This window comes from Ectobacillus ponti (genome assembly GCF_024294785.1).
Lineage (GTDB): Bacteria > Bacillota > Bacilli > Bacillales > Bacillaceae_G > Ectobacillus > Ectobacillus ponti.
In genome coordinates this window covers 136,383-160,686 of sequence record NZ_JANCLT010000008.1, presented here as the reverse complement: position 1 = coordinate 160,686, position 24,304 = coordinate 136,383, and the positions used below count along the sequence as shown (strand labels likewise).

The 24,304-nt window shown below is 51.3% G+C and carries 25 protein-coding genes and 1 pseudogene; 6 read left to right on the top strand and 20 right to left on the bottom strand.

The genetic code is table 11. From position 1 onward, the window contains the following. Window positions 1–224: 224 nt before the first annotated feature. The 4 genes from NK662_RS15690 to NK662_RS15675 all read right to left on the bottom strand — a co-directional run bounded on the left by NK662_RS15690 (window position 225) and on the right by NK662_RS15675 (window position 4,831). The gene (locus tag NK662_RS15690; protein WP_254759887.1) at window positions 225–2,255 is read right to left on the bottom strand and encodes a glycosyltransferase; all 2,031 of its coding nucleotides are present in this window, start codon (window positions 2,253–2,255) and stop codon (window positions 225–227) included. Between the two features lie 134 nt (window positions 2,256–2,389). Continuing rightward, window positions 2,390–3,481 carry a threonine aldolase family protein gene (locus NK662_RS15685; RefSeq protein ID WP_254759886.1) on the bottom strand — a complete coding sequence of 364 codons (1,092 nt, stop codon included), beginning with the start codon at window positions 3,479–3,481 and terminating at the stop codon, window positions 2,390–2,392. A 123-nt stretch (window positions 3,482–3,604) separates the two neighbouring features. Continuing rightward, window positions 3,605–4,255 carry a DUF2306 domain-containing protein gene (locus NK662_RS15680; RefSeq protein WP_254759885.1) on the bottom strand — a complete coding sequence of 217 codons (651 nt, stop codon included), beginning with the start codon at window positions 4,253–4,255 and terminating at the stop codon, window positions 3,605–3,607. 15 nt (window positions 4,256–4,270) lie between these two features. Then, window positions 4,271–4,831, bottom strand: coding sequence for a TetR/AcrR family transcriptional regulator (locus NK662_RS15675; protein WP_254759884.1), 561 nt, complete (start codon window positions 4,829–4,831; stop codon window positions 4,271–4,273). Between the two features lie 194 nt (window positions 4,832–5,025). On the opposite strand from NK662_RS15675, the gene NK662_RS15670 reads away from it, so the two are divergent. Continuing rightward, on the top strand, window positions 5,026–5,193 hold the full coding sequence (locus NK662_RS15670) for an antitoxin VbhA family protein (protein WP_254759883.1): 168 nt from the start codon (window positions 5,026–5,028) through the stop codon (window positions 5,191–5,193). A gap of 40 nt (window positions 5,194–5,233) precedes the next feature. On the opposite strand, the gene NK662_RS15665 is transcribed toward NK662_RS15670, so the two are convergent. From NK662_RS15665 to NK662_RS15650, 4 genes are all read right to left on the bottom strand, one after another. Further along, the gene (locus NK662_RS15665; protein ID WP_254759882.1) at window positions 5,234–5,950 is read right to left on the bottom strand and encodes a YebC/PmpR family DNA-binding transcriptional regulator; all 717 of its coding nucleotides are present in this window, start codon (window positions 5,948–5,950) and stop codon (window positions 5,234–5,236) included. 113 nt (window positions 5,951–6,063) lie between these two features. Then, the gene (locus NK662_RS15660) at window positions 6,064–6,669 is read right to left on the bottom strand and encodes a class I SAM-dependent methyltransferase (protein WP_254759881.1); all 606 of its coding nucleotides are present in this window, start codon (window positions 6,667–6,669) and stop codon (window positions 6,064–6,066) included. 71 nt (window positions 6,670–6,740) lie between these two features. Then, window positions 6,741–7,217: a hypothetical protein gene (locus NK662_RS15655; RefSeq protein ID WP_254759880.1), complete on the bottom strand. Its 477-nt coding sequence runs from the start codon at window positions 7,215–7,217 to the stop codon at window positions 6,741–6,743. Window positions 7,218–7,322: 105 nt separating this feature from the next. Further along, the gene (locus tag NK662_RS15650; protein WP_254759879.1) at window positions 7,323–8,846 is read right to left on the bottom strand and encodes a DHA2 family efflux MFS transporter permease subunit; all 1,524 of its coding nucleotides are present in this window, start codon (window positions 8,844–8,846) and stop codon (window positions 7,323–7,325) included. A gap of 187 nt (window positions 8,847–9,033) precedes the next feature. Here NK662_RS15650 and NK662_RS15645 point away from each other — a divergent pair, with 187 nt between their 5' ends. Next, window positions 9,034–9,894, top strand: a complete 861-nt coding sequence (locus tag NK662_RS15645) for a TetR/AcrR family transcriptional regulator (protein WP_254759878.1) — start codon at window positions 9,034–9,036, stop codon at window positions 9,892–9,894. 86 nt (window positions 9,895–9,980) lie between these two features. On the opposite strand, the gene NK662_RS15640 is transcribed toward NK662_RS15645, so the two are convergent. The 5 genes from NK662_RS15640 to NK662_RS15620 form a co-directional block, all read right to left on the bottom strand. Then, complete coding sequence (locus NK662_RS15640) at window positions 9,981–11,630, bottom strand: M20/M25/M40 family metallo-hydrolase (protein ID WP_254759877.1); 1,650 nt, start codon at window positions 11,628–11,630, stop codon at window positions 9,981–9,983. A gap of 174 nt (window positions 11,631–11,804) precedes the next feature. Further along, window positions 11,805–11,984, bottom strand: coding sequence for a hypothetical protein (locus NK662_RS15635; RefSeq protein WP_254759876.1), 180 nt, complete (start codon window positions 11,982–11,984; stop codon window positions 11,805–11,807). 149 nt (window positions 11,985–12,133) lie between these two features. Further along, on the bottom strand, window positions 12,134–13,003 hold the full coding sequence (locus NK662_RS15630; RefSeq protein WP_254759875.1) for an MBL fold metallo-hydrolase: 870 nt from the start codon (window positions 13,001–13,003) through the stop codon (window positions 12,134–12,136). A gap of 12 nt (window positions 13,004–13,015) precedes the next feature. After that, window positions 13,016–13,753 carry a tRNA pseudouridine(38-40) synthase TruA gene (gene truA / locus NK662_RS15625; RefSeq protein ID WP_254759874.1) on the bottom strand — a complete coding sequence of 246 codons (738 nt, stop codon included), beginning with the start codon at window positions 13,751–13,753 and terminating at the stop codon, window positions 13,016–13,018. Window positions 13,754–13,839: 86 nt separating this feature from the next. Continuing rightward, window positions 13,840–14,658, bottom strand: coding sequence for a DUF1835 domain-containing protein (locus NK662_RS15620; RefSeq protein WP_254759873.1), 819 nt, complete (start codon window positions 14,656–14,658; stop codon window positions 13,840–13,842). Between the two features lie 168 nt (window positions 14,659–14,826). Here NK662_RS15620 and NK662_RS15615 point away from each other — a divergent pair, with 168 nt between their 5' ends. After that, entirely contained in the window at window positions 14,827–15,237 is a 411-nt protein-coding gene (locus tag NK662_RS15615; RefSeq protein WP_279664801.1) for a PTS sugar transporter subunit IIB, read from the top strand. An 82-nt stretch (window positions 15,238–15,319) separates the two neighbouring features. Here the strand turns inward: NK662_RS15615 and NK662_RS15610 are convergent, their stop codons facing one another. Together NK662_RS15610 and NK662_RS15605 are read right to left on the bottom strand one after the other, a co-directional pair. Next, on the bottom strand, window positions 15,320–17,032 hold the full coding sequence (locus tag NK662_RS15610; RefSeq protein WP_254759871.1) for an ABC transporter ATP-binding protein: 1,713 nt from the start codon (window positions 17,030–17,032) through the stop codon (window positions 15,320–15,322). 75 nt (window positions 17,033–17,107) lie between these two features. Further along, complete coding sequence (locus NK662_RS15605; protein ID WP_254759870.1) at window positions 17,108–17,689, bottom strand: vWA domain-containing protein; 582 nt, start codon at window positions 17,687–17,689, stop codon at window positions 17,108–17,110. A gap of 99 nt (window positions 17,690–17,788) precedes the next feature. Between NK662_RS15605 and NK662_RS15600 the strand changes: the two genes are divergently transcribed. Further along, on the top strand, window positions 17,789–18,256 hold the full coding sequence (locus tag NK662_RS15600) for a hypothetical protein (RefSeq protein ID WP_254759869.1): 468 nt from the start codon (window positions 17,789–17,791) through the stop codon (window positions 18,254–18,256). A 59-nt stretch (window positions 18,257–18,315) separates the two neighbouring features. Here the strand turns inward: NK662_RS15600 and NK662_RS24360 are convergent. The 3 genes and pseudogenes from NK662_RS24360 to NK662_RS15585 all read right to left on the bottom strand — a co-directional run. Further along, window positions 18,316–18,645 (bottom strand): annotated as a pseudogene (locus tag NK662_RS24360) (methyl-accepting chemotaxis protein); the annotation flags it as partial. A 500-nt stretch (window positions 18,646–19,145) separates the two neighbouring features. Then, window positions 19,146–20,585 carry an amino acid permease gene (locus NK662_RS15590; protein ID WP_254759868.1) on the bottom strand — a complete coding sequence of 480 codons (1,440 nt, stop codon included), beginning with the start codon at window positions 20,583–20,585 and terminating at the stop codon, window positions 19,146–19,148. A gap of 109 nt (window positions 20,586–20,694) precedes the next feature. After that, window positions 20,695–21,090: a rhodanese-like domain-containing protein gene (locus NK662_RS15585; RefSeq protein WP_254759867.1), complete on the bottom strand. Its 396-nt coding sequence runs from the start codon at window positions 21,088–21,090 to the stop codon at window positions 20,695–20,697. Window positions 21,091–21,247: 157 nt separating this feature from the next. Here NK662_RS15585 and NK662_RS15580 point away from each other — a divergent pair, with 157 nt between their 5' ends. Next, window positions 21,248–21,874, top strand: coding sequence for a CBS domain-containing protein (locus NK662_RS15580; protein ID WP_254759866.1), 627 nt, complete (start codon window positions 21,248–21,250; stop codon window positions 21,872–21,874). Window positions 21,875–21,985: 111 nt separating this feature from the next. Here the strand turns inward: NK662_RS15580 and NK662_RS15575 are convergent, their stop codons facing one another. Together NK662_RS15575 and NK662_RS15570 are read right to left on the bottom strand one after the other, a co-directional pair. Continuing rightward, window positions 21,986–22,336 carry a hypothetical protein gene (locus NK662_RS15575; RefSeq protein WP_254759865.1) on the bottom strand — a complete coding sequence of 117 codons (351 nt, stop codon included), beginning with the start codon at window positions 22,334–22,336 and terminating at the stop codon, window positions 21,986–21,988. Window positions 22,337–22,383: 47 nt separating this feature from the next. Then, window positions 22,384–23,013 (bottom strand): hypothetical protein, encoded by a 630-nt coding sequence (locus tag NK662_RS15570; protein ID WP_254759864.1) that lies wholly within the window; start codon window positions 23,011–23,013, stop codon window positions 22,384–22,386. A 239-nt stretch (window positions 23,014–23,252) separates the two neighbouring features. Here NK662_RS15570 and NK662_RS15565 point away from each other — a divergent pair, with 239 nt between their 5' ends. Then, a complete protein-coding gene (locus NK662_RS15565; RefSeq protein WP_254759863.1) occupies window positions 23,253–24,272 on the top strand; it encodes a CdaR family transcriptional regulator in 1,020 nt (339 codons plus the stop codon). The last annotated feature ends 32 nt before the right edge of the window (window positions 24,273–24,304 follow it).

The following is a 24,304-nucleotide window of genomic DNA, read 5'->3' as shown; positions in this document are numbered from 1 at the left end:
TTCCCTTTCTTCTTCATGTTATCTCCCATTATAGAGAAGAGAGTCACAGCTGTGCAGACATAGGTGTCATACACAAAACCATGACAAATGTCATAGTCGGTTGGAATAGCTTTCCACATCAAAGTTTCTGCACAAAACTGCCAAATTACACCGACATTTTTGTGTCTAACGAAGACAATTTTATTTTTCAGCAGTCTGAAAAAGGGAGGCGGGCTCTCTTCCTTTTATTTGGCTGCCCGCGCTTCCCGAATAAAATCCCTGACCTTTGCCTTATAACGGCTGATCCATCTCCGCAGCAGCTGCGGCATCTTTTGCTTTTGTTCAATGCCGGAGCGGTACACCCGCACGTGTACATACTGATGCTGTCCCATCACTCGGACAACAGCCTTCTGGATGCGGTGCACCCTCAGCTTGACCGGCTCCTCCAGCCGCAGCGGCACAAACTGCTGAAAGTTCAGACAGGTGCAGCTCACACAGCACAGCCAGCGGCCGCGCTCCATATCCGGAATTTGTGAAATGCTTCCTTGAAACCGGACTGTATGGCCATCCCAGAAGAATGTCAAGGGCACATGCACATCCAGCAGCTCCCCATGCCGCCGCAGCTGCAGCCCCACCTGTAAATGCTCACGTACAAGCGCAGTGGCTTCCTTTTCCGGCAATCGAATATGTCCTTTTACTGTGATGCCGGCTGCTTCATACTGAACGAAGGAACAGATTGCCTCTACATTCTGCAGCTGCACCCTCCTGGTCTGTTGCAGACGCGCCTCCGCCAGCACCTGCAGCCAAGCCTCCGCCACCCTTTCTTCCGTAAGCCGGCTGACAGAAGCCTTCGCTTCCAGGCCAAGCCGTTCAGTTTTATCCTTATTTGCAAATAAATCAATCATGGCAGCCGCCAGTGTCTGCCTGTTTCCCGGGATCAGCAGGCCGTTTCGCTCATGCTCAATGAGGTCCGCGGGACCGTACTTACAATTATAGCTGATTACCGGTGTTCCTTCGTTCATGCTCTCTGCCAATGACATGCCAAAGGCCTCTGATTTAGAAGTGCTGATGGAAAAGGCCGCCTGCCGATATACGGCTCCAATATCTGCCGTAAAGCCCTTCACCTGTACATGCTCCTGCAGCCCCAACCGCCGGATGAGCCGTTTGTACTTCCACTCCTGTTCCCCAAATCCCCAAATCTCCAGCTTGGCCTGCGGCACCTGCCGTACGACCTGCCGCATCGCTTGAATGGCATGGGGAATTTGCTTAATTCCTTCGTATCTCGCCGCCATTACTACCTTGTACGGGTCCCGTTCTGCCAATGCCGACGCTGCCGGGACAGGATGGCCGATTGTATGAATCGTTTGCAGCGGCCCAAAGCGCCGCCGAATGTCCTCTGCCTGGCGTTCTGTCAGTACAATTAACGCGTCCAGCCTCTGCAAATTTGTAAAAATCGCTTCATTTCCCGGAACGAGGGAGCTGCCGTACTCATAAGGGAACTGTAAATGATTGCTGTGCAGCACCGCCGCTTTGGCGACATCGGGATGCTTGAGACCCAGCATGAAATGTACCGCAAAGCGTCCGTCCGCCACTACAACCGGCTGCTCCCGCTGCCGCAGAAAGCCTTGTACAACATAATCCCGGAGCTGGCGCATGCTTTTGAAGGATTTGCGCACTTCGTTTCTTTCATTGTACCAAATACACGTTTTGACCTTTCCTGTCTTCGCATCATAGGAGCAGCTCAGGAAGCACACACCATCCGGGCGGAAAAACCATTCCCAAATGACCCGTTTCGTTTTCAAGTGAAAGCAAGTCCGCTTGCGCAGGCGCCCTTCCCGGTCATACAACTCGCGCATATCACGGCTTCTTCCGTTTCCAAAGTATTCAATCCATTGCAGCTGGCCGTTCTGGTAGCCTTTCACCTTTTCCTTCCGCCCCTGCCGATAGCAGTAATATACCCCTTCCCGCTTGCGGTCCTTCCGAATAATATATCCAGGCTCTTCAGGCGGGTGCAGATGTACAGCCTTGCTGCTCCGGCTGCAATCTCCCATTAGAAACTCGTACAAGTTATACAGCTTCATGCCTTCCTGCCAAAGCCCGGCCTGCTTCAGCCGGGAAAGGGTATACTCGTAATCCGGATTAAAATCAAAGGTAATGAGGCCAATTTCTTCATAATGCTTGCTCAGCATACAAGCGCGGCGCAGCATGGCCTTTGTCATGCCGCCGCTGATCAAGTCCATTTTATACTTCATAAAATACAAGCCAGAAGGATTCATAGATTTCCGCTCCCTATCCCACAAAACTATTCCTAGCATGGTCAACAGAGAAAAATCTATACAACCAGAAAAGCGCAGCCGGCGGAGCTGGACACCAAAGAAAAGCGGCCGGAGTCCTCCTCCAGCCGCTTTTTTCATCCTTGCTGCAAATAGGTGTCCAACAGCCGGAACATGCTGTGCAGCTTGTCCTTTGGAACATCCGCATACAAGTCCCCGATGCTTGCCTCATAATAACAGCCGCCCTCGCCGTTTTCGCGCAGGTTCCCCGTAAGACCGATACCGGTTTCCCCGTACAGCTGAATCAGGATTGGCTCCACTGTTTCCTTCGGCAGGCTGAAGTGGACATGAAACATGTTGGATACAGGAACCGCCGGTCTTGTCTGCACAGCATGGCACTCATTGAACAAGGCTGCCAGTTCTTTGGCCTCCTCATAATATTGCTCCATTTTATGGACGCGCTGCTCAAAGTAAAAATCAGCACTTACAATGTATGGATACAGGCTGATCAAATCGCCGCCATGCCGTCTCTTCCACACCTTTGCCTCTTCCATAAACGGCTTGTCTCCCGCCAGAATTGCCCCTGCAATGCCGCCGATTCCCTTATACAGAGAAACATAGACACTGTCGAACAAGGCGCAAATCTCTGCTGCTGTCTTCTGATAATACGGCAGCACTTCAAACAACCGGGCTCCATCGAGATGAAGCCGGATTCCTTTTTCGCGGCAATATGCTGAAATCGCCTCCAGTGTCTCATAGGATGGCAGCTGTCCGCCAATTTCACGCTGCGGCAGCTCCAGCAGCAGGCAGGCAATCTCCTCCTGCAAGCCTGTCACATCCTCCAGTTCAATCACCCGGTCCTTGTCCGCCAGTAAAATCGGCTCCAGATGATGCAGCTTCTTCGGCCCATCCTGCTCATGAATTTCCAGGTGGCAAAGCGGGTGATATGCCACCTTCCTTGTTCCCTTCTCATCACACCACATGCGAAGGGCAATCTGCTGGGCCATGGTGCCGCTTGGAAAGAATACAGCTGCTTCCTTCCCCAAGCAGGCAGCCAGCTTGTCCTGAAACTGTTCAATGACCGGGCCGGCACCGTAGATATCGCTCTCCATGAGGGCATCCACGTCCCGGAAGGCATCCTGCAGCACGCTCATGTTGCGGAAGCCATGCCCGCTCAATTGATATTCCGTTCTCTTTAACGCTTCTAGTAATGATAGCTTGTCAGTCAAGCTGCCTCACTCTCCCTGTTCAGGTTATGTCGATTCTCCAACCATAAAGCTCACTCTCCATTTTACTGGAATTCCTCTGTATTTACCCGAAAAATGCACAAAAAGGACAGCGGGGCTGCCCTTTTATACGCTTGCATTCCCAGTGTGGGGCACCGTCTTCTTTCTCTTCCGAATGATCGCTTCAGCCACATACAGATTAATGAGAATCCCAGCGGCAATTGCCAGCGGAAAGCCCGCTGCCATGCTCATCCCGGCCATCACCAGCAACGGCATAAGCACACGGAAGGTCAGAAACACGAGCGTCACTGCGTAGCTCCGCAGCATCCAATTCTCATGCCCGGCCGCATCACGCTTCAGAATACGCCGCAGTCCAATCCATGTCGTCGTAAACCAAGCGGTATTGAGGATAAGAAACCCAATGGTGGAGCCAAGTCCGCCGGTTGCGTAAAATGCCAAATACACGCCGGCCGGTACACTCACAAAAATAGAGTACACATAGATTCTTCCCAGCAGCCGATGCACCCGCAGCCTTCTTCGGCTCCATCGCAACAGCTGTACGGAGCCTGTGATCAACGCCGTTGCGCCTGCAGTAATATGAATGTAGAAGAAGATCTTCCACACATCGAACGGAAAAGCAGGCTGCATGAGCTTCGCCGCCACGATTCCGGCATTCCGCGGATCGTTCCAGAAGTACTGCACCCCAATATACAAAACAGAAGCCAAAAGGATGAGATACCCCAACCAAACAAACAGATTTGCTTTGCTTGCTTTCATTCTGTCCATTCCCCCCTAAAGTCCCCGGAGCATGGCCTCTACCTGAAACCGGCTGAAATCGCCCGTATCCCAGCCGAACCCCGGAAATGTAATAAGCAGTGATGTCGTTCCATGCAGGGAGGCCCACAAGGACTGCGACACGAGCCTCACATCCTGCCGCTGCAGCACACCTGCCTCCATCGCCTCCCGCACCAGCTCCTCAAGCAGCCTGAAGCCTTCGTAGCGGTCATTGTCCGGCAGCGCCACATGCTGCAGCTGATCCAGATTATCAATAAAAATCAGCTGATAATACTGCGGTTGCCGCAGCCCGAATTGGATGTAGCCATGCAAAGCCGCACGCAGACGCTGTTCAATGCCTTGTTCCCGGCATTCCTTCACTGCCGCCTGCAAGCAACGGAGAAACTCACCGTAGCAATGCCGCAGCAGCTCCACCAAAATCTCTTCTTTGTTGGCAAAGTAGCTGTAGATGGCAGTAGCGGAGTAATCAATGTGGGCGGCAATTTTTCGCATGGACACATGTTCATATCCCTCAGCTGTAAACAAGTGTACCGCCGCACGCAAAATTTCCAGTTTCATCTCGGCAATCTCTTGCTCTTTCTTTGCTTTACGCCCCATTCTGCCATTCATACCCCTTTTAATTTAACACTGTTATATTTTTATTACACTGTTAATGATATGCTTCAGCTACCCACCTGTAAACCTCTGAATTGGATTATTTTTCAAAAGATAAAGCTCTGTTTTATAATTTCTAAAGGAAGGGGGCATCCAAATTGGATCGGATTGAAAAAGCCATGCAGCAGGCAAAAGCTTCTTTACGGATTTCAGGCTTGGAGATAACGCAGGAACTGGAGGAGCTGGTGCGCGCCGTGCTGGCAGGCGCCATATCAGAAGAGGAATTTCAGAAACAGGCTCTCGCTTTGGCCCGCAATCACAAATAAAAAAGGAAGCTGCCTCTGCAAAAGACAGCTTCCTTGCCAATCAGCCCAAATCTACGTTGTGATACACGCGCTGTACATCATCCAGATCCTCAAGCGCGTCAATCATCTTCTCAAACTTCGCCAGTGCATCCTCCGGCAGCTCCACTTCATTTTGCGCCAGCATCGTAATTTCCGCCACAGTAAAGTCCGTCACGCCGGCAGCCTTGAACGCCTGCTGCACCGCGTGCAGATCGCTCGGTTCGGCATATACGATCACATGGTCTTCTTCCTCCAGAATATCACGCGCATCCACGTCTGCTTCCATCAGAATCTCCAGTGCTTCCTCTGCCGTTTTGCCTTCTACGCCGACTACGGCAATTTCATCGAACATGTAAGCAACAGAGCCGCTCACACCCATGTTTCCGCCGTTTTTGCCGAATGCCGCGCGTACATCGGATGCTGTACGGTTCACGTTGTTTGTCAACGCATCCACGATTACCATGGAACCATTCGGTCCAAAGCCTTCATAGCGCAGCTCGTCGAAGGTCTCGTCAGAGCCGCCCTTTGCTTTGTCAATCGCGCGGTCAATGATTGCTCTAGGCACGTTGTATGTCTTGGCGCGCTCCAATACAAAGCGCAGCGCCTGATTGGATTCCGGATTTGGCTCACCGCGTCTTGCCGCCACGTAAATTTCACGGCCAAATTTTGCATAAACCCGGCTTGTATTTGCGTCCTTGGACGCCTTCTTTTCTTTAATGTTATTCCATTTACGACCCACTGTACTCCACTCTCTTTCCGCTTTCAATCTGTAACTATAGAATCCCTTGCTCCTGCATCAGAGGAGACTCCCATCCATTATTATACTATGACTCCCTTTTTTCAACAAACGCCTTACACCGGCAGCCGGTAGACGAGGAAGCGTTCATACGGATTGTGCTCAAGCCCCGGCAGGGTGATGTCCGCCCACGGTTCAAACGCTGTCTCCGTTTCCAAAAAGTACATATAGTCCTCCGAGGCATAATACAGCACCAAATCCATCTGCCGCGGCGCCTGCTCTGCCGAAGCCAAAATCCGGTGCACCACATTCCGAAAAATCTGTACGGAAAATGGATTGAAGAAATAAAAGCAATTGTCCTGCGGCTGAACCTCGTACTCCTCAGCCAAGCAGCAGACAAACCGAATTTTATCTCCAGCCCGCTTTCTCTTCCTTACATAGCTCTCAAGGTTCATCAGGGCTTCCTGATGGAAGACCTCACTCATTTCCACCCCGGTGACCGAGGCTTGAAAGAGATGATGGATATAGAAGTTAAGCCGGCCCTTGCCGCAGCCGAAGTCAACAACATGGTCCCTGCTGCTCAGGCTGTATTGACTGAACAGCACCTCCAGTGCGCTGTAGGGTGTGGGCTCATAGCGGTGATAATGCAAAGAGGGGTGAAATCCTCTTTGCTCCCCCGCCGTTTTAATATGTAACATGGCATCATACAATTGCTCGTTCATGCTTCCCTCCGCTTTCCGCTTATGTCACCACCTATTATACACGAACTCAAACGCGGAAAAAGGCTGACACATCATCGCCCCGTGTCAGCCTTGCTGTACATGCTCTGCTCGCGCCACATCTGAAATCCGTAAATAAGAAATGAATAGCAGGTGAAAAAGAGCAGGATATACCGTGGCTTAAAGCGCAGCAGCCGATAAAAGCCAAGCCTTTGAAACACCGTATTTAATGGATAGGAAAACAGAACATCCATGACAAGATTGGCAGCCATGTAGCGCTTTATATCTCCAAAGGTATAACGGAAAATCCAAATCGTCCCGATGAAGAAAGGGCCCATAATAAAGCTGCCGTCATTCAGGACCTTCTCCTTCCATCTGCCTCCGACCGTCCACCATTTGTACGGAACAGCCAGCACACACATGCCGGCCACCAATGCCGCCGCAAAGCCGGCAACAGGTGTGTACCTTTGCCAATCCTTCTTGGAAAGAAAGGGCGCTGACAGCCACGGTACAAGCAGCAGCAAGAGCCGGGCAATCATTATCTTTTTCATGTTGGTTGCTCCTTCTTTACAATTACTCATCCTGTAGTTTCCTCCAGTCCTTCTCCCCCTATGTAAAAAAGAGCACAGGTAATTGATCCTGTGCTCTTCCTCGCATTATTCTGCCGCCCGCGCCTTCAACTCCTGGCCGCCAGGCATCTTTTTTGCATCCTCGACCTGCTTGGTGCGCTTGACAAAGAAAGCCAAGACCAGTGAAACGACAATGATCCAGGCAGCCACAAAGAAGGCATGGTTGATGCCATCGAGCATCGCCTTCATCATGATTTGCTGCTTCATTTGAGCAATCACTTCCGGCGTCGGCTTAACAGTCAGCTTCTGCATCATCTCTTTGCCGATCTCCGTCGCGCGCGCTTCGGTGCGGTTTGACATCACCGTAATCAGCAAAGCGGTGCCGATTGCGCCCGCTACCTGGTTCAATGTATTGTTCATAGCTGTACCATGCGGATAAAGCCGGGCCGGCAGCTGGTTCAAGCCGTTTGTGGAAACCGGCATCATCACCATCGACATGCCAAACATCCGTACCGCATGCAGCACCATCAAATGGGTATAGGTTGTGTCCACCGTTAACTTACTGAAGGAATACGTGGTGGCAACCGTAATCGCAAGACCGGTGACCGCCAGCACCCGGCCGCCGAACTTATCAAACAGCCGTCCTGTGACAGGGGACATAAAGGCCATGACAAGCGCCCCCGGCAGCAGCATAAGTCCCGCATCAAACGGAGTGATGCCGCGAATGGTTTGCACATAAATCGGCAGCAGGAGCATCCCTGAGAACATAGCCATGTTCATTGTCATCGCAATGGCGGAGGACAAGGCGAACATCGGATAGCGGAACACCCCGAAGTTCAGCATCGGACGCTCCTGCTTTGTTTGCCGCAGAATGAAAACGACCAGAGCGACTGCGCCGACCGCAACCGTGCCATACACCTTTGGACTGTCCCAGCCTTCTCTGCCGGCGGAACTGAAGCCGTACAGCAGGCCGCCAAAGCCCGCACTGGACAGAAGCAAGGAAATAAAGTCAAGGCGAATGTCCACCTTCTCTTTCTTATCCTTCAATAAGAATGCCCCCAGCAAGAGGACGATAATGGCGATCGGCGTTACGAAATGGAACAGCATACGCCAATCATAATGCTCGATAATCCAGCCGGACAGCGTCGGGCCGATTGCCGGTGCCGCCATCAGAATGAGGCCAAATACACCCATGGCTGTGCCGCGCTTTTCAATCGGAAAGCTGACCAGCATCACGTTCATGAGCAGCGGCATCATAATTGCCGAACCGGAGGCCTGCAGCATCCGCCCGCCCAGCAGGATTGGAAACACATGCGCAATTCCTGCCAGCAGCGTTCCGAGCGTGAATAGTGTCATAGCCGCCAGAAATAGATGGCGGATGGAGTACTTCTGGATCAAGAATGCCGTAGTCGGAATTAAAATCCCGTTCACCAGCATAAAGCCTGTCGTCAACCATTGGACTGTGGAAGCATCCACATCCAGATCCTTCATGATGGACGGCAGAGCAATGTTCAGCAGTGTGTTATTCAGGAAGGCGATAAATGCGCCAACCATTAGAACTGCCAGGATGCCATACGGCGGCCTTGCAGCTTGTTGTGCGGAATTCCCCATAGTTGCTCCTCCTTATACAGTTAGTTCATTATTTTAGACTGTTGTTACACACAACCCATATCATATACCATGTGTATATTTTTTACAATCATGAAAACTCCTGTTCATGCAAGGTTTGTGAGAACAGCTGAAATGATGTACGATGATTTTAGACATACAGTCCAAATTAGATTGAAGGTGATGTAGCATGCATGACCGAAAGCAGCATGTCATGAAGATGGCCCATCAGCTGTTTATTGACAAAGGCTTTCAGGCCACCTCGATTCAGGATATTCTTGAATACAGCGGGATTTCAAAAGGAACATTTTATAATTACTTTTCCTCAAAAAATGAGCTGTTAATCTCACTCTTTAAGACGCTTCATCAGCAAATGGAGCAGGAACGGAATGAGCTGCTGATCGGCCAGGATCCGGCCGACCTGGCTGTATTTGCCCGGCAAATTGAACTGCATCTGCAAAGAAACCGCGAAAACAAGCTCATTACCCTGTTTGAGGAGGTTATGTTCTCCAATGATGAGGAGCTGAAGGAATTTTTAAAGAAGGGGCAGCTGCAGACTGTCAATTGGGTCTACCGGCGCTTTCTTGACCTGTTCGGCGAGGCCAAGCAGCCCTTTTTGCTGGACTGCGCCATTATGTTTCTGGGAATCCTGCACCATAATCTGAAATACTATGGCATGGTGCACCAATCAAATGCCAATCTCGATAAAGTTGTACATTACAGCGTGGCGCGTCTTGTAAGCATGGTGGAGGAAACTGCCGCTTCTGATGACCAGCTGTTTCCGCCGAAGCTGCTCGAAAGCTGGCTGCCCGAATATCAGGATAAGGGGCGGGCACTGCAGGGTGAAATCCGTGAATGCTTGACTTCACTGAAGCAGCAGCTTTCCCCTGCCGATACAAGGTACATACAGCTGCTGGACTTCCTGCAGGAGGAGTCGCACATCCGTGAACCGCGCCGCTTCCTAATGGAGAGCGCATGGCTTTCGCTGCAAGCAGGCCCCTTTCCGCAGGATGACCTGCGGACACTCCAGACATTGCTTGCAGGCATATAAAAAGAGTGCCTGCAAGCGGGTCACTCTTTTTACATTGATCTATTCCTGAAATGTATTTGCCGCTTGCCCGGCCTTACATACATGCCCTATCTCAGCACGTGCTGAATGACCCGGTCTGTAATATTCGGCACCATCTCCAGCGAGTAGGTCATCTCCATCCGCTCCAGCTTCTTGTGCGCATCCAATCCATAGGGACCAATATTGATAACGGGTACATTGAGCTTGCGGATGTCTTCATAGGCCACATAATGCTTCGTTCCCCAGCCTGGATTATTGTTTGTCACAGCCCCAATACCCGCTTCGTCATCACTCAAGGCAACGAAGCTCATATCCGAAATGTACGGGAAGAAGTTTCTTGTCACAATCGGATGCGGATACGCCGGCTGCACGTCCTGCACCGCTTGGTCCAGTGCCGCAATCAGTGCTTCCTCCGCTGCTGTCTTGCCTGTCAGTTCAATGCGCGGCGAGTACAGGGAAGAGTAGAACAGGATCATAGCCGGCGCCTTGTCCTTCATCCATTTCCAAGCTTCCTCCACCACTCTCGCTGCGAACATACGCGTATCCAGCGTCGCATCCTGCAGCAGCACAGCTTTCCACTCATCCATATGCTTGGTGAAGGCTTCTCCATGCTCCGCAATAAGAAGCTGCTCCATCTCTTCATAGGTGAACACGCGCGGCTTCCATGGCAGCTCCACATACGGCTCGCCGCTCAGGCTGCTGTACTGCTTGTATCGGTCCGCAAAGGCCTGCAGAGCATTGTCAAAAGCAAGATGGGCCTGCTGCTTCAGCTTCTCCAGCACGTCCTTCGGCGACCAGGAATGAATAAAGAAATTATAGTATACATAAGCGGACAAAGCGGTCTGTACTGTATAAGACGGCTTCAGATCCATCTGCTTCAGTGAGACCGGCGGCACGGTCGTCTCGCCGAAGGCTTCATTGCAAAGCTCCGGATTATAGTTGATTTGCTTTGTCAGCTCCGCAGCCAGGAAATTGGGATCCAGCCCTTCAAAGCAAGAGCCGACATGTGTCTCAGCCCCGGTGATAAAAAATGATGGCAGCAGCTTCCCCACAGTTCCCTTGTATATGTAGCGGTTCTCATCCCCGGCATAGCGCGGGGACACAAAATCCGCGTTGATGGCTGCGACATACTGGAACCCATGCTCCTCCTTCCAGCGCTGCAGTGTCTTGAGCGCCGAGAGTACACCATGGGAGCTGTCCTCCTCATCGCATTCTGCCAAAAAGATAAGATTGCCGTCCAGCTCCTCCGGATGCTCGGAGTAGTGGCGCAGCAGGTACAAATGGCTCGCCACGCCGCTCTTCATGTCCAGCACACCGCGGCCAAACAGCCAGTCTCCCGACTCCAGGTGCTCCTTCGCCGAAGGCGGCAGCTCTTCCTTCTGCAAAGCTTCCATCAATTCGTCCGGTGAACAGGCGTATTCCTTCAGCTGATTATAATCGTCAATGCCGACTGTATCCATATGTCCCATTAAAATAACTGTCCGGCTGCTCGTCCCCTTTGTTCCTTTTACAAAAGCAAGTACATTGTAGCGTTCCTGCTCATCCTGCACCGTTCGCTCCATCGTGACAAAGGATGGATGTTTCTTGAAGTACGGGAAGGCTGAAACCAGCTCCCGCAGGGCGCCGGCAATCCGCTTCTCCCCTTCTGTATTCACAATGCTTTCAATGGCCACAAGCTGCTTCGTAAAGGCCAGTACATCCTCTCGGCATGACCGCATGCTCCTATCCCCTTTTCTCAAAAAATGGCTGTCTGAGAGAACTGTATCCTGCCTGCCCCTTACCGTCAAGCAAACCCCGCAAAAATGCAACAATCCCTTTTGTAAAGACGCTCTGCTTCCGGAACGCTCCTTACAAAAGGGATTGTTGATTTATATAGAAGATGGTACGCTGCTTCACTTAGCCAGACCCACATGCTTTCCAAGCACTCTGTTCACAGCGTCATGCACTGCATCCACCAAGCGGAACAGCCAGCCCATCACAATGCCAAATGCCAATAACCCGCCAAGCAGTGGGGCAAGGATAATGATGAAAGGACTTAGGATTACCAAAAGCATAAACATAACGAGAAACATATGTCTCACTCCCTGTCGTATGATGAAGAGATTTCTATCTCTTACACGTTCATTATAGTGCGCAGGGAGTCCCCAAAACTAAAGGAAGTGAGGACATTATGTGTATGATTTATCACAAATTTGTGACCTTGGCCGAGAGGGATTCGGCTTTAGTTTTGAGCCTGCCCCCTCGCATATCCATTGGCAAAATACTCGAGAATTTCCTCCTCATCCTCTTCCAATTCCCGTCCGGCGCATTGCTGGTACGCCTGCTTCATAGCCTCCAGCCTGCCCTGGCATTCCTCTGTAATGCGAGCCGCATGCCGCATGATGGACACTTCCCGGCGAAACTCTTCCTTCGAAATCGGCTTCCAATGTGAAATCACATATGTATCCGCCTCAAATGCCTCTAATGTATCGAGCAAATCCAAGGTCCGTTTGACTGTATAGTTTGCCGGTGGCGAGAAGATATCCTGATACATGCAGTCCCCCAGAAACAGAAGCTTCTCTTGGGGAACGTACACGACAACAGAGTCGGCCGCATGATCGCCGCCTACCTGCTGCAGCACACAGGTGACTCCGCCAAGGTCTATCTCCAGCCTTCCCTCGAAAGTGAGCGATGGCAACACAATCTCGATATTCCGCTCGTTTGGAAACTCATGCCCGATCGCCGTTGCACAAAACTCAATTTCCGTTCCGGCTGCCACACGTTCAGCCAAAGCTTCATCCGACCAAGACAACGGGAGCAGCTTCTCCATCTCTATCTTTGTAAGAGCAGATGAAATAGAAACGATATCCCCAAGCCCGGACAGGCCAAAAATATGGTCCCAATGCCAGTGCGTCAACGCAACAAAGCTCGGCTGCGGCATCCCCTGCTTCTCCAGCTCTCTAATAAATAGCTGGGCATGCGCCTCAGAATTGCCGGCATCAATCATGAGTGTCCGGCTTTTGCCGACGACCATCCCTAAGATGGGGCGGTCTGTCTCTGACACCGGTGTCATGTACCAAAAGTGCCTGCCGATTCGATGGATCTCCTGCACAGAAATTCCCCCTTAGAACTCTATGTTTTCTAAATGTAATCCTCCCGCTTCCGCCATGCGTCCGGTCTGTACCCGCTCTTTAGACTCCAGGATGCCGGGAATACTGCTTGGGGCTATCGCACCCAACCCCGCCTCAATCAGCGTGCCCGCCAGCTTCCGGACCATGTTATAGAGGAAGCCTTCCCCCCGCACCCGTATCTGAATAAAGTCGTCCTCCTCAAACACTTCCACAGAGTAAATCTCTCGTACAGATGATTTCTTTTTTGACTTGGCATTGGAGAAGGCCGTGAAATCATGGGTGCCGACAAAGTATTGGCCGGCTTCCTTCATCTTGGCCACATCCAGCTTCTCTGTCAGATGCATGCTGTACTTTCGCATGAACGGATGCGGATGCTCTTCATTCCAGATCTTATACAGGTATGTTTTTGCCTTCGCATTGTACCGGGCATGAAACCGGTCTGGAACAGAGGTGACCTCCACTACACTAATATCTTCGGGCAGATAGCGGTTTAAATAAGCCTTCACTTCGGCTGGCGCAAAATCCTTCTCTGTTTTGAAATTTGCCACTTGGGCAAAAGCGTGCACTCCGGCATCCGTCCGGCTGGAGCCAATAATTTCGACTTCCTTGCCGAGCATTTCAGACAACACACTCTCAATTTTCCCCTGAATCGTATTCTCGCCGTTGCCAAGGCGCTGCCAGCCCTTATAGCGGCTGCCATCATATTGAATTAACAATCTATAGTTATTCATAGCATTCTCCTTGCATCGCATTATAGTTGCCGTTACCCAGTCTGCAGGGAAACCTACCAAAGTATACCTTGTCCCATAGAAGAATACTATCTTAATTTCACACGGTACAAGCGCATTGCAGCCAGACTGCCTTCTGCCTCAAATACCCCCTGCTGCACCAGGCTCCTGAGACGGTATTCCAAGAAAGCATTGCCCAAATATTGGTCCAGATGCCCCAGCACCTCGCCAATGATTCTGGAGGCCTTCATGAACTCCCGCTTATTCCCCAGCCTTTTGGCATGCTTGATCATATACGGGTCATAGTAGTCTTCCGGGAGAGAGTGAATGCGCCCATTGCGCCAGATACGGAGCGGCTCAGGGGTGGCGGCAAGCTGCAGCCACCCCTGCTCCAGATGCTCCCGCTCATGATCACTTAAGCACGTGCCGCATCCGCTCTCATAGATGACTTCCAGCTTCTCCGGGGGGAGCTCGCCTGTATGCAGCACCTCGTATTGTATGTTCGGCCTGGCAAACAGCTGTTGATACGCATGCGCCGTGTTAACGACGGAAATATCGCTGCGCTTGTCCCGCAGCAGGTACGCGATATAGCTGAGCATCGTCTGTTCACTGGCATTTTCACATGTCCAGACACAAACATGGCTGCCCGCGGGAAGCGCTTGGAGCTTTTCTGTAGTACGGATAAAATTGTCTTCGTCCTCCGGCCATCCCTGATACGGGTCAGGCATAGCCTGCTGCAGCCAAGCATAGCGCGCCACTCGTCCTGCCTCCTCATGTAGCTGATGGACAGGCCCGACAGAAAGAGTACCGAACAGCGGCAGCAGGTGTCCCTGTTCCTTTGCTCCTTTGCCCCGAAGCATGAACCGGAAGCTGCCTGCAGCTGCTTGTCCCGATATGATATGAATCATGTATACTCCCCTTTCCTGCATTTGTAGACGATAAAGCAGAGTTATAGCAGCCAACCTTCTCCCGTTTCTTGTTGCGTGAAAGGAATCTTGAGAACTATGTAGAATATTGCAATAACATGAAATAACAGAGCTACTATGGGAACATAGTCTTAGAAGGAAGGGTTCAACATGATTAGAATTCTCTTATGCTGCGCCGGCGGCTTTTCTTCAAGCGCCTTGGCAGCGGGTGTGGAAAAGGAGATTGTAGAAAATAACCTGCAGGACGAGTTTTATATTGAATTTGCCCCCTTTTCGCTTGCAAAGGAGAAGATGTCTGCATTTGATGTGATTCTTTTCTGCCCTCATTTACAGTTTGAAGTAAAAAGAATGGTCAAGACATTGAGTCCGGACAAACCCATGTATATCCTTCCTCCAAGAATGTACGGCTTGATGCGCTTTCAGGAGCTGTCATTAGACGCTGTGGATGTAATTGAATTGTATAAACAAACCAAGATGAAACCGGTCCATTTTCCTGGGGAGGAGAATACCATGAGACTCACTAGACACGTTGCTTACAGGAACTTCAAATCACAAGCATAAGATCATCCCCGCCTTATGCAGGCGGGGACTTGTGCAGAGAAGCCCGGTTGTCCTCTCCATCTGTAACAGTCAACATGTTCTTTCAATGCTGATGGGCATGCAGCTTGGCGAAAATGCCATCCTCCTGTGACAGAAGCTCTGCATGCGTACCATCCTCGGCAATGCCCTCCTCTGTGATGACAAGGATGCGGTCGGCCTTCTTAATTGTGGCAAGGCGATGGGCAATCACCAGCGTCGTACGGTCCTTTGCCAGGTCGTTCAGCGCCTCCTGGATGATGGCCTCCGTCTCTGTATCCAAGGCGGAGGTTGCTTCATCCAAGATAAGGATTGGCGGGTTTTTCAGGAACATCCGGGCAATCGCCAGACGCTGCTTCTGCCCGCCGGACAGCTTCAGGCCGCGCTCCCCGATTTGTGTGTCATAGCCATCCGGCAAGGATGCAATCAAATCTGTTAAGTGTGCCTTTCTTGCCGCTTCCTCAATTTCCTCCTGCGTGGCGCCAAGCTTGCCGTAGGCGATATTTTCGCGCAGTGTGCCCGTGAACAGGAACACATCCTGCTGCACGATGCCGATATTGGCGCGCAGTGACTCCTTCGTCATGTCGCGGATGTCGAGGCCGTCAATGATGATGGACCCGCCCGTTACATCATAGAAGCGCGGAATGAGCGAGCAAATCGTTGTTTTGCCGGCCCCGGAAGGACCGACAAAGGCGACCGTAGTTCCCGCCTCAATGGAAAAGGAGAGATCCTGCAGAATCGGCCGGTTGCTTTCATAGCCGAAGCTGACATTGCGGAACCGGATGTCGCCGCTTAAGGTAGATACTGCGACCGCATCCGGGGCGTCCTGAATCTCCGGCTCCATGTCCATCAGTTCAACAAACCGCTTGAAGCCTGCCATCCCCTTCGGATACAGCTCCAGCAGGGCACTGATTTTATCGATTGGCTTAAACAATGCGTTCAGGTATAAAATGAACGCAACAAGTTCCCCGTAGGACAGCTTCCCGGAATAGCTGAGCCATGCTCCGTATACAAGAATGATCAGCGTCATCAAGCGCGTCGCCAAGTAAATGCCGAGCAGGTTCCAGCTCATTACCTTGTACGCGCGCAGCTTGCTCTTGCGGAAGAACAGGTTGTTTTTGTTGAAGCGCTTCATTTCATACTGTTCATTCGTGAAGGACTGCACGACGCGGACGCCGGACACGCTGTCCTCCACCTGGCCATTCACATTGGCAATGTCCCCGTACATATGGGACCAGGACTTGTTCATTCTGATGTTGGAATGAGAGATAAGCCAAATCAGGAACGGCACAACAATGATGGCAACAAGAGCGAGCTGCACATTGATGGTCAGCATAATCCAGAATGAGCCGACAAACGTCATAATGGCGATAAACAAATCCTCCGGGCCATGGTGTGCCAGTTCGCCGATATCCATCAAATCATTGGTAATCCGGCTCATCACATGGCCGGTCTTTGTATTGTCAAAGAAGCGGAATGATTGCCGCTGCACATGGTTGAACAGCTCGCGGCGCATATCCGTTTCAATATTAATGCCGAGCTTATGCCCCCAGTAGTTGACGACAAACTGCAGGCCGGAGCTCATCACATACAAGGTTAGCAAACCGGCGCTCACTGCAGTGATGGTGCTCCAATTTCCTTCCGGGAGCAGCTTGTCAATAAACCAGGACACTGCCAGAGGAAATCCAAGCTCCATCAACCCAACAAGCACAGCACAGAAGAAGTCGATATAAAACAGCTTCCGGTGCGGTTTATAATAGCTGAAAAAACGCTTAAGCATCTATGCACCCCAATTCTTTCTGTATAATAGGCAGATATTTTCACCTTACCACATACAGAAACATCGGGCTACAGATTACTTTTTCCTCCTGACCGACAGCTCCTCTTCCAGCATACCGTACATTTCCGCCACTCCTTTTTCCGAGGCTTCCCAGGCGTAGGCATCCTCCGCCTGGATACCTATGCTCTCCGCCTCCCTGACGGCATCCATGTTCGCACCAAGGAAGATGAACTCCCAGCCGTACTTCTCCTGCTGGTGCTGAATCATTTGGCTTACCTTCTCATGCGTAAATTCCCGGCTCACATTCTCCAATCCGTCTGTTGTGATGACAAACATAACCTTGCCGGGACGCGCTGCTTCAGGTGTCTGCGACAGTCTCCGGCCTGCATCCAAAATCGTTTTGCCGATGGCATCGAGCATTGCTGTACAGCCCCTGACATAATACTCACGGTCCGTCAGCTGAACTCCCTTCGCATCTGCGCCGCTCCAAAGCACTTCATACTCATCATCAAACAAAACTGCTGTCAGCCTTGTTTCTCCGGACCGGCATTGTCTGGCAACCAAGGAGTTGAATCCGCCGATCGTATCACTCTCCAAGCCTGCCATGGAGCCGCTGCGGTCCAATAAAAAGATAAGTTCAGTCAATTTATGATTCATGGAAGCCTTCCCCTCTCAAATTTTGGATTATGCTATAATACTAGTAGATTAGGCTTCGTATTTGGTCGCTTGCAAAGCGACATTTGAGGGGGAGATGAGATGCTGAAGCAGGAGCTGTTACAGGAGCTGGAGGAGTATGTGCAATCCCAGTCCTTATTTGCCCCGGAGCTGCAGAGGGTGATGGAGGCTCCCGCAAGTGAACTGGACGATTTCATTGAGCGGCGCCGCAAGCCTTCGCTCAGACAAATGCTGTTTCACTTCATTGACCAGGCCGGCATGAGCGATCCGGAGGTTTATAAGAAGGCCGGCATGGACCGCAAGCTGTTCTCCAAAATCCGGTCAAACCCGGACTACAGACCGAAGAAGAATACCATTTTGGCATTGGCCTTTGCGCTGGAGCTGGACCAGAGCGACACAGAGGATTTATTAAACACTGCGGGCTACTCTCTGTCAGACAGCGAAACCTTTGATCTTGTCATCCAATTCTGCCTGGAACGGCAGATTTATGATCTTCATGATGTGAATGCAGCCTTGGACCACTTCCGGCTTGAGCCGTTGCTGCACTAAAAAGAGGATGACCCGGCTCTTTCGGGGGCATCCTCTTTTTGTCCTGATGCTTATGCTTCCTACAGCTTCTGCGCGAACTCATTCAGCTTTTGCGCCATCTCCTGGATGTGTTCCACGAAGGAAGAAGTCTTTTGAATCGATTGCGCCTGCTCCTGTCCAATGGCTGCGATTTTGTCGATGGATACCGCGATGGAATGCATCGCTTCCTTCACCTTCTTCATTGCTTCATTGATTTCTTTTGTGGACTCCATGGTCTCGCTGGACAGCTTTCGGATTTCGTTCGCCACCACATCAAAGCCACGGCCCTTCTCCCCGGCCCGCGCTGCCTCAATGGCGGCATTCAACCCGAGCAAATTGGTTTGATCAGCCACGTGCTTAATGATTGAAAGCACTTCGGTGGACTTGTTCACATCCGCATCCGCCTGATGAGAGCGCTCCAGCAGCTCTTGCGAAAAATCCGAAAGAGAGCCTGAACCGCGGGCCACCTGGCTGATTTGTTCATTTGCCTGCGTAAGAGATGCCGAGATCTGGTCCGCAATGCTCCGCAGCTCTGTCTGCCGGCGCAGCTGCACGGCCATACCACCGATGACCCTCCCTCTGCTGTCATGCAAAGGATGGGCGGTGCCGGTGAATTCAAAGCCGTAGAAGTCGGCAGGAACATCTGCGCGCAGCGGCTTGTTCCGCTTCAGGGCTATTGCCAGTGGTTCCTCCGGATGCAAGAGCTGGTTCACCCCAATGCCTAAATCGATTTCCTTGCCTGGAAAGTAGGCAATGAATTTTTCCATATCGCAAACGGCAATAGACAGGTCTGCAGGGATGGCTTCCTTCATAATGGGTATAGCCTCCAGCAAGCTCTCCAATGAAGCAATTTTATTCATGTTGCGCCCCCCTATTTTTCTGGATCCTTCTCCTCTTCCTCACCTAACTCACGCGAGTACTCTGTAAGCAGGCTTGTCCGATACTGCAGCGGCTGGGCCACCCGCTTGAGAGGCGCCTCCGCACGGGCGCGCCTGCGGGAGCGGATGGCCAGGTACAGGAGCGAATAAGCAGCCGTTGCCGCAAGACCGGTAATGAGCCCTGTTCCCTGTCCCTTGATCAGAGGCATGCTCAGCAGAATCACCACCAAACTGATTAAGGCAATCCAAGAGGTATACGGATGACCCGGCATCTGGCAGTCCCCGGTCGGCGGGCAGCCCTGTGTTTTCCGGAACCGGATGTGGCTTGCCATGATGACGGCATACGTAAACAGCAGCGTGAAGCCGCTCGTTGTAATCAGGACGAGGTACACACGCGGAAACAGCAAGCCGAACCCAAGGCCAAGCAGCATCGCTCCTCCCGAAAACAGGATGCCGCGGTACGGCACATCCGTCTTATCCTTCAGCCATTTTGGGCCGTGCTCCTCCTCCACAAGAGAACGAATCATCCGCCCCACCGCAAAGATGGAAGCCATCATGGTGGACAGGCTGGCAGTAATAAGCACAACATTAATGGCGGTTCCGGCCCAGCCAATGCCCCATCTGCTCAAGGAAGCCACCATCGGACTGATGTTTTCATTCAGGCTTGCTGTCGGAATCAGCGGCAGCAGCACGATGGCGTACAACACATACAGCCCCACCAGTGTAATTACTGTATAACGGATGGCTCTCGGAATGGTACGCTGCGGATCGCGCACCTCTGCCGAAGCCAATGCAATCACCTCAAAGCCGGCATAGGCAAATACAACAAGCAGCATGCTGCCGGCAATGCTCGTAATTCCGCCCGGCATCAGCGGCTGATTCGCCAGTTCGCCGACTCCGATGGCCGCTCTTCCCGGGAGCAAGCCGAAAATGAGAGTAAGTGCACCCAGAATGAACAGAACAATAGTCAGCAGCTTAATGGAGGACAGCCCGCTCGTCAGCTTGCCGATTTTCTCCACCCCCAGCAAATTCAGCAGCGTCACCCCAATGATAATGGCACTTCCGAACCAGCTGATGGCCACACCCGGATAGAACTTTTGGACGAGAATCGTAATAGCCGTCGCCTCACTGGACATGCCAAGCACCGTTCCTGTCCAGTACAGCCAGCCGACCACGAATCCGACGCCGGGACCAAGATTGCGGGTGGCAAAGGTGCTGAAGGAACCAGCGGATGGGTCGGCCACCGTCAGCTCAGATAATGCGAACAAGATTAAGTAAATCAGAGCACCCGCAAGGATGTACGAAATTAAGATGGAAGGACCTGCCGCGCTTATAGCCAGTGAGGAGCCGAGAAAGAATGAGCTCCCGATCACACTTCCGAGCGCCATCATCGTCAGATGCGGCACTGTTAATCCTTTGTTTTTTTTCTCCATGCTTCTTCTCCTATGCAATATATTTTCTAAGCTGATATGGTGGTTAGTATTGCCCTGGAGTGGTGAAAAATGCAAAAACAGCCTCTCGCAATGAGAGGCTGTTTCGTGTTTACACGGAAGAAACGTCGAATCCTGCTTCCTTCCAGGCAGCTGTGCCGCCTTCGATGAAAGAAACGTCTGTGAAGCCCATTTGCTTCAGTGTGTATGCGCCAAGTGCTGCTTGTCCGCCTGCACCGCACGTAATGATAATGGGGCGGTTGCGGTCAGCCAGCTTCGGCTCGCGCAGATGCTCAGGAACAAGCAGGTCAGCGCGGATTGGCAGCATGCCCAATGAGATGTTCATGCTGCTTGGGATCAGGCCGCATGCTCCCGCATCAGCAGCATCCTGTACATCAATGACCAGCGTGTCAGGATTTTGCTTCATCTTTTCACGTGCTGCTGCTGAGCTGATTGCAGGCACGTTTTCGCGTGCTTCTGTGACCATATCACGAAATGTCTTTGCCATATGAACTCCTCCTATTTCTCATTTCACACCTCCTATCATAACACAAACCAACATTTCCCATTCTTAATTTATTCCTTTTCTTCCACCTATTAAGCTTTTATTCTTTCATCTGAATTATTCTATAATTAAAATATAAAAATAAAAGGAGCGAAGAGAGATGAGCAACAAGATTGATACTTCCATGTCAGAACGTTTTGAAGTCGCCTTCAATCGCATCCACAAAAAGCTCCAGCAGCTTGCCGCCCCAGGCGGCAACGACCGCTTCTCCTTCCTGGTGAAGGAAGGCGCCAAACGGCACGGGGTGATCCGCCAGTATGAAGAACAGCTGCAGCAATACGCCCGGCTGCGCAACGCCATGGTGCACGAGAAAACAGATGTCCGCTTCTATATTGCCGAACCGCATACAAGTATTGTGAAGGACATTGAACACATCGCTGGACAATTTCAGCGGCCGCAAAGCGCACTTTCCATCGCCACGGCGCCCGTTGTCTACTATTATGATTACACACCTTTAAAGGAAGTATTGGCAACCATTCAAAAGCATTCGTATACACAATTCCCGATTTATGATAAAACGGGTGAATATAAATGGACACTGACGTCCAATATGATCATCAACTGGATGGCCAACAACCAAAACGGAGACGTCATCCACCTGGAACAAGTGAAGGTGCGTGACTTGCGCATCCGCAAGAAGCCCAACGAGATTGCGTTCATCTCTGCCTTCTCAGATATCTTTGAAGCAAAAAGCTGGAGGCTCTTATTATTACCGTCAATGGCTTGAAGCATGAGCCGCCGGTTGGGATTGTGACGTCCTGGGATTTGCTGCAGCTGAAGAATGATATGCAGTCATCTTAATAGGAAGAGAGGCAGCCTTTTGTGGGGCTGCCTCTCTTCAGTATGGTCTTCCATATACACAGATTCTTTCCCATCCCCTCTTCTTCCACACCTCTTGTCCGCGCTGCTGCACTTCCGTCCACATCTTTTCCCGAAAAGCCGGATGAACATGCATCGGCGACAGGAACATCCAGTACGGCTCGATGAGTGCCAAAGCTTCCTCCCATGTGCCTACACATTCCGATTGAGATGTTAGCAGATGCCAGTCCTCCTCATCCAATAGGCTGGCAAGCGCGGATTCATTTCGTTCCCTGCAAAATAGCCAGTTCCCATCTTTCTGCAGTCCATACAGCGTAATGCTGCCGCCCTCTCCGCCCAATACAATGATCTCTTCCCAGTTTGCTTTCATCTTGACCTCCCCTAACATAATTTCACAGCATCTCAAGCCATTCAGGCTTATACGACTGTATCCCGATAGATGCGGATTAGGTCCGTAACCATTGCTGCCCGCTTATTCATGACATGCGGGCATACATGATAATACTCATCATGTTTTGGATGTTCCTTTCCAAATGAAGGAATTCCGGCTTCCTTTACACGCTTCCGCCACTCATCCTTAACTACTCGCAGATGGGTCCATTTCACTCTTCTTTCCACTCCCCATGCAAACAGAATCCAGGGGTGCTGCTGTAGAGTCTCTATATTGATTAAAGAGCTTTTCACATCATAGTTTCCTGCTTGAGCCAATTCCTCCATCATGTCAATGGCCTTGCTATTCTTAGGACATTGAATTTGAAACAGATTGTATATATGCAACCTGCCAGCCAGCTCTTTCTCTCCATATATTCCTTCCACAATCTTGATGAGCTGCTGCATAGTTGGATCCGCGGTTTGAACCAATCCGTCGGCTTCTCCAAATGTATGCAGGCTACGCTGCAGCCTCGGCTCAAGCACTGCAGACCCTGGATTCAGCATCAGGCATGCCCCCAAAGACTCCTCGGACTCCCCCCATTGAATATAAGCCTCAGTCCGATAAATGTACTCCCCCGCCATTTTAAACGTGCCATATGCCCTTGGTTTAGACATAAGCTCCCTCCTCATCTGTATCCCGAAGCAAAATCTCTCTTATCTTCATAGCACGCTGTAAATTGCTGATGTCCCCCACTCTGCATGCCCCCTTTCATGTTAAGCTGCATGTTATTACTTCTTCTATAAATTCCTTTTTCCTTCTATTCAAAAGAAAGCATCCAGAAGAAGCTGTTTAAACCCTGTTATTCCGGACAATCTACAAGAAACAAGCCATTCCTGATAAAGGAGCACCCGGTATGTATGAGCTAAAGCCCCAGCAAGCGCAAAGCATCGTCGACCGCATGATGAAGGATATCCCTTATAACATCAACATTATGGATCCGAACGGCATTATTATCGGAAGCGGCAATCCAAAACGCATCGGCACGCTCCATCATGGAGCGGCAGCTGCCATTCAGCAGGGAAAAGCGGTGGAAATTGAACAGGATGAAGAGTTTGTCAAAAAGGGAATCAATCTGCCCATCACCATGAACGGCACCATCGTGGGCGTAGTGGGCATCAGCGGAGCCGTGGAGGAAACGCGCCCGTTTGGAAACCTGGTGAAATCTGCTGTCATTCTGCTGATTGAGCAAGGTGCCGCATTGGAGAAAAAGAGGCTGGAAAGCAGCCTGAAGCAGGAATTTTTCAGTCTTATTTCTGACCCATCCGTTTCTTACACAAAAGAACTGGGGGAAAGAGCTGCAGCCTATGGCATCCGGCTGCTGCAGCCTTCGCAAATTGTATACGCAGAGTTTCCCGATGAGGTGGAGGAGCGTTTGATTCAAACCTTTCCTGCATTCAAAACCTCACCGCATTCCCTGTGCATCATTGTCCAAGAAGCGGAGCGGCTGGAGCATTTGCAGGCACAGCTGCAGCGGAGTCCCGGCGTCCTGCTTGCTGTCAGCCTGATGAATGACAAAATTGCGGACGGGCTGCGGCAGGCAAAGTCCGCTATGCGGGTGCTGCAAGGACTCTCCCTGGATGAGCGCTCCATTTCCTATGGGGATTGCCGATTCCTTGCTGATACAGCCAACCTGCAGGGGCCGGCGGCGGCAAATCTTTCCGGATTGCTGGAAAAGCACGATGACTTAATCCAAACATTGCAAACCTATCTGAAGTGCAACCTGAATGCCAACGAAACCGCCAGCCGGCTCATCATCCACCGGAACACCCTGCATTACCGTCTGGATCGGATTCACAAAATCACCGGGAGAGACCCCAAACATGTATTAGAGCTGGTGGAGCTGATTTTCATGCTGATCAGCCGTGTGCCATAGCAAAAAGGGCCGGCTCCAACTCAGAGCCAGCC

What these genes read in the sequence shown, in the direction of transcription:
- NK662_RS15690 (WP_254759887.1), bottom strand. Translation starts at nt 2,255, where the DNA reads ATGAATCCTTCTGGCTTGTATTTTATGAAGTATAAAATGGACTTGATC.
- NK662_RS15680 (WP_254759885.1), bottom strand. Translation starts at nt 4,255, where the DNA reads ATGAAAGCAAGCAAAGCAAATCTGTTTGTTTGGTTGGGGTATCTCATC.
- NK662_RS15675 (WP_254759884.1), bottom strand. Translation starts at nt 4,831, where the DNA reads ATGAAACTGGAAATTTTGCGTGCGGCGGTACACTTGTTTACAGCTGAG.
- NK662_RS15660 (WP_254759881.1), bottom strand. Translation starts at nt 6,669, where the DNA reads ATGAACGAGCAATTGTATGATGCCATGTTACATATTAAAACGGCGGGG.
- NK662_RS15655 (WP_254759880.1), bottom strand. Translation starts at nt 7,217, where the DNA reads ATGAAAAAGATAATGATTGCCCGGCTCTTGCTGCTGCTTGTACCGTGG.
- NK662_RS15650 (WP_254759879.1), bottom strand. Translation starts at nt 8,846, where the DNA reads ATGGGGAATTCCGCACAACAAGCTGCAAGGCCGCCGTATGGCATCCTG.
- NK662_RS15645 (WP_254759878.1), top strand. Translation starts at nt 9,034, where the DNA reads ATGCATGACCGAAAGCAGCATGTCATGAAGATGGCCCATCAGCTGTTT.
- NK662_RS15640 (WP_254759877.1), bottom strand. Translation starts at nt 11,630, where the DNA reads ATGCGGTCATGCCGAGAGGATGTACTGGCCTTTACGAAGCAGCTTGTG.
- NK662_RS15635 (WP_254759876.1), bottom strand. Translation starts at nt 11,984, where the DNA reads ATGTTTCTCGTTATGTTTATGCTTTTGGTAATCCTAAGTCCTTTCATC.
- truA (WP_254759874.1), bottom strand. Translation starts at nt 13,753, where the DNA reads ATGAATAACTATAGATTGTTAATTCAATATGATGGCAGCCGCTATAAG.
- NK662_RS15620 (WP_254759873.1), bottom strand. Translation starts at nt 14,658, where the DNA reads ATGATTCATATCATATCGGGACAAGCAGCTGCAGGCAGCTTCCGGTTC.
- NK662_RS15615 (WP_279664801.1), top strand. Translation starts at nt 14,827, where the DNA reads ATGATTAGAATTCTCTTATGCTGCGCCGGCGGCTTTTCTTCAAGCGCC.
- NK662_RS15610 (WP_254759871.1), bottom strand. Translation starts at nt 17,032, where the DNA reads ATGCTTAAGCGTTTTTTCAGCTATTATAAACCGCACCGGAAGCTGTTT.
- NK662_RS15605 (WP_254759870.1), bottom strand. Translation starts at nt 17,689, where the DNA reads ATGAATCATAAATTGACTGAACTTATCTTTTTATTGGACCGCAGCGGC.
- NK662_RS15600 (WP_254759869.1), top strand. Translation starts at nt 17,789, where the DNA reads ATGCTGAAGCAGGAGCTGTTACAGGAGCTGGAGGAGTATGTGCAATCC.
- NK662_RS15590 (WP_254759868.1), bottom strand. Translation starts at nt 20,585, where the DNA reads ATGGAGAAAAAAAACAAAGGATTAACAGTGCCGCATCTGACGATGATG.
- NK662_RS15585 (WP_254759867.1), bottom strand. Translation starts at nt 21,090, where the DNA reads ATGGCAAAGACATTTCGTGATATGGTCACAGAAGCACGCGAAAACGTG.
- NK662_RS15580 (WP_254759866.1), top strand. Translation starts at nt 21,248, where the DNA reads ATGAGCAACAAGATTGATACTTCCATGTCAGAACGTTTTGAAGTCGCC.
- NK662_RS15575 (WP_254759865.1), bottom strand. Translation starts at nt 22,336, where the DNA reads ATGAAAGCAAACTGGGAAGAGATCATTGTATTGGGCGGAGAGGGCGGC.
- NK662_RS15570 (WP_254759864.1), bottom strand. Translation starts at nt 23,013, where the DNA reads ATGTCTAAACCAAGGGCATATGGCACGTTTAAAATGGCGGGGGAGTAC.
- NK662_RS15565 (WP_254759863.1), top strand. Translation starts at nt 23,253, where the DNA reads ATGTATGAGCTAAAGCCCCAGCAAGCGCAAAGCATCGTCGACCGCATG.